The sequence below is a fragment of the Methylocaldum sp. genome, from assembly GCF_039794385.1.
Lineage (GTDB): Bacteria > Pseudomonadota > Gammaproteobacteria > Methylococcales > Methylococcaceae > Methylocaldum.
In genome coordinates this window covers 1-2,798 of record NZ_JBDIVO010000487.1, presented here as the reverse complement: position 1 = coordinate 2,798, position 2,798 = coordinate 1, and the positions used below count along the sequence as shown (strand labels likewise).

The 2,798-nt window shown below is 59.3% G+C and carries 3 protein-coding genes; all 3 read right to left on the bottom strand.

Annotated elements, in window-relative coordinates; all coding sequences use genetic code 11:
• Positions 1-248, bottom strand: a 248-nt coding sequence (locus ABJK70_RS23160; RefSeq protein WP_347259271.1) for a type II toxin-antitoxin system VapC family toxin, incomplete at its 3' end; no start/stop codon positions are given.
• A complete protein-coding gene (locus ABJK70_RS23155) occupies positions 245-490 on the bottom strand; it encodes a type II toxin-antitoxin system Phd/YefM family antitoxin (protein ID WP_156881147.1) in 246 nt (81 codons plus the stop codon). The genes ABJK70_RS23155 and ABJK70_RS23160, both read right to left, overlap by 4 nt.
• Positions 491-585: 95 nt before the next feature.
• Positions 586-2,798, bottom strand: a 2,213-nt coding sequence (locus tag ABJK70_RS23150) for a DNA phosphorothioation-associated putative methyltransferase (protein WP_347259270.1), incomplete at its 5' end; no start/stop codon positions are given.

Below are 2,798 nucleotides of genomic sequence, written 5' to 3'. Positions count from 1 at the left end.
CGCACGGCATTGGCATGCTCCCAGGTGACGGGCAATGGGAGAAAGCCCGCCTCGATCAGACGATCCGGCAGACAACGCTGATCGATCTTGAGCTTTCCCAAAGCTGATTTGATGCTGATTTCCCATATCGAAGCCGCACTTGCATAAACCGCCTCTGCCCGATCGATCTCGGCACGCGCCGTATTGGATAAGGCAGCATCATCGGCCAATACCCACAGGAGCACATGAGTGTCGAGGGGCAATCTCACTGACCGTCACCTTCAAAATCAGCGACGATCTCATCGGGCAAAGGGGCGTCAAAATCTGCGGCAATTTCGATTTCGCCTTTCATCAGGCCGAAACGGATGGTTTTTCGAGTCTCGGTGCGATAAGGGACAAGCTTAGCGGCGGGCTTGCCGGCCTTCGCGATCACGATTTCCTCGCCGGCCATAGCCGCATCCACCAGTTTGGAGAAATGGGTTTTCGCTTCGTGAATGTCGACGTGTTGCATAACGTGCTCCCAGTAGGTGGACTAACCCGAAGTCTAATTGGAAGCACTGTAGCGGGGAAAGGTACTCTGAACAGCGCTACGAATCTGCCACTTCGTCATTCAAAAACTCTCGGCATTCTTCGGCCGCCAATCACTCTCATTTCATACGCTTCCCGCGCCGAACGCTCCGAATAGCTGACGTGCACCGGCTTGTCCGGGCCATAGTAGTACAGCCGGTCGTACGGAAGGTTCGCCATGAGCCAGCGGGCGACTTCTTCCATGTTTTCGTCCCGCACCAAGAAATCCACCGCCGCGCCGAGCCGGGGGCAGATCGGTCTGCCTTTCCGGTTCAGTTCGTGGGCGGCGTGCTGGTCCAGTTCCGGGGCGATTCGGCCAGCGATTCGCTTGGCGAGTTCCGACGAGCAGAAGCCGTAGGTGAGTTCGATCATCCCGAAGTAGTCGATCACCGGGTCCAGAATGTTGACGGCGAGATCGTACAGCGCGGAATAGCTGTCGGGTTCCTTGGGACGATTGGGTAAACCGGTGCGGGCCAGGGTCTCGCCGCACTCAATCAATTGGCGGTAGGTGAAATAACGCCCGCAAGGGGCCTCCAAATCGGGAATGCTGCGGCTGCGGACGAGGCGCAAACCGTCGACGGTCCAGCGGGCGGCGTCCAGGCGAGCATGAAATTCCGCGGGGCTGAGACCGTAGCCGCTGAAGTCGACTACTCCCAGGTTTTCCAGCGCTTCGTCGAAAGCCAGCTGCTCGGCGTAATTGGGGAACTCTTCGTTGATGAAGCGTGATTTCCGATAGAGATAAGGCGGTTCGTACGGCTCGCCGTAATCGAAGATGTCGAGCTCCTGGGTGCGAAGGTTGATCTTCACCCGTTGCAGCATTCGCGGCAGCGGTTTGCCGGAAAAATCGTCGAAGCTCATCAGGGTGAGCTTGCCGGAACGGATATGAATCTTGATGAGATCGGCGCTGCTCACGTCGCCATAGAGGAGAACGCCGCAACCGACATAGGCGCGCAGGATGGCGGGTAGTTGCACCACCAGCCGCGTGGGAAGTTGCAGCGATTCGCCCTCCTCCAGCCAGCCGATGCCTTGCTCCGCGGCTTCCCGGCAAGCTTGTTCGATAGCCTCGGGACTGGCGGCGGCAAACAGGAGCTCCCGGCCGGATTCGAGAGCGGCCCGGTAGTCGCCAAAGAAGGCCTTGATGTCCTTTTGCAGGCGGGTTTCGAGATGGCGGTAGGGTTTCCGCTTTTCGAACTGCCACAAGGCAAAGTAGACGCGAAGGTCGTCGATGCGGGATCGCCGGGCCTGTTCCAGGATGGCATCGGCGTTTTCCTTGCGGGACTTGACGAAGCGCAAGGCCGCCGAGAGCGAGCCGAAATGGGCGGCAACGGCGTCCAAGTGTGGAAACTCGCTGCGATCAGGGTCGCGGCCGAGCTCCAGGCAGCATTCCCACAGCGAATCCAGGAGCTCGCGATGTTGTTCATACTTGGCTTCCGCCTTGCCGATTTTTGCCGGCTTTGTCGGGCGGGAGAGATGGGAGAGTCGCAGGATGTTCCGCCGATTCTCCAGCCGTCCGACCATGAAACGCTGCTCGGTGTCCTTGTCCTTGAAGACGTAAAAGATGCCGGGGCCGACCGGCAAAGGCTCTTCGTCCAATACTTCGGCGATGAAGGCGCGGAGCTCGCCCTGGGTATAGTATTTCTGAAAGGTATTGCGCGACGTCAGAATGCCGTCGCCATAAGACGTGCCGCGCACAGCGTCCGGGTTGGCCAGCATGGCCGAAACCACCAGCAGTTCTTCCACCAGCCGATAGGCGCCTTGCAGGGCTTCGATGCGCTCGCCCATGTCCTCGATGACGTTGATCACGAACCCCAGGTTGACGATATGGGCGTTCCGCCGGGTTTCCTCGGGCGCGTAATAGGGGTCCCAGCCGGCGGCTTCGATACCGTTTTCCTTGAGTCCGCGCACGTCGTCTCCTCGTCCGCAGCCGTAGTCGAACACTGTTTTCGAACCGTCCAGAAAGCCGAACCGGGTGAGGGTTTGGATCGGTGCGGAGAATCCGTAGCGGGTGAGAGCGGTGAGATGGCGGGCGATGCCGCCAATCCCCCCTAGCCCCCCTTTTCCAAAGGGGGGAATAGAGGTAAGGAGACCAGGGGAATCCGATTCGTCATTACCGATAGGCACCAGTTCATGCCCGGCCAATCTGAACCCGCGCTGTGCCAGCAGGATTTCCCAGGCTTGCTTGAACCCGATGCGACAAGGGTCGTCGAACAGGCCGATTTGCTCGGCGGCTGAGGTCAAAGCCTCGAACATTT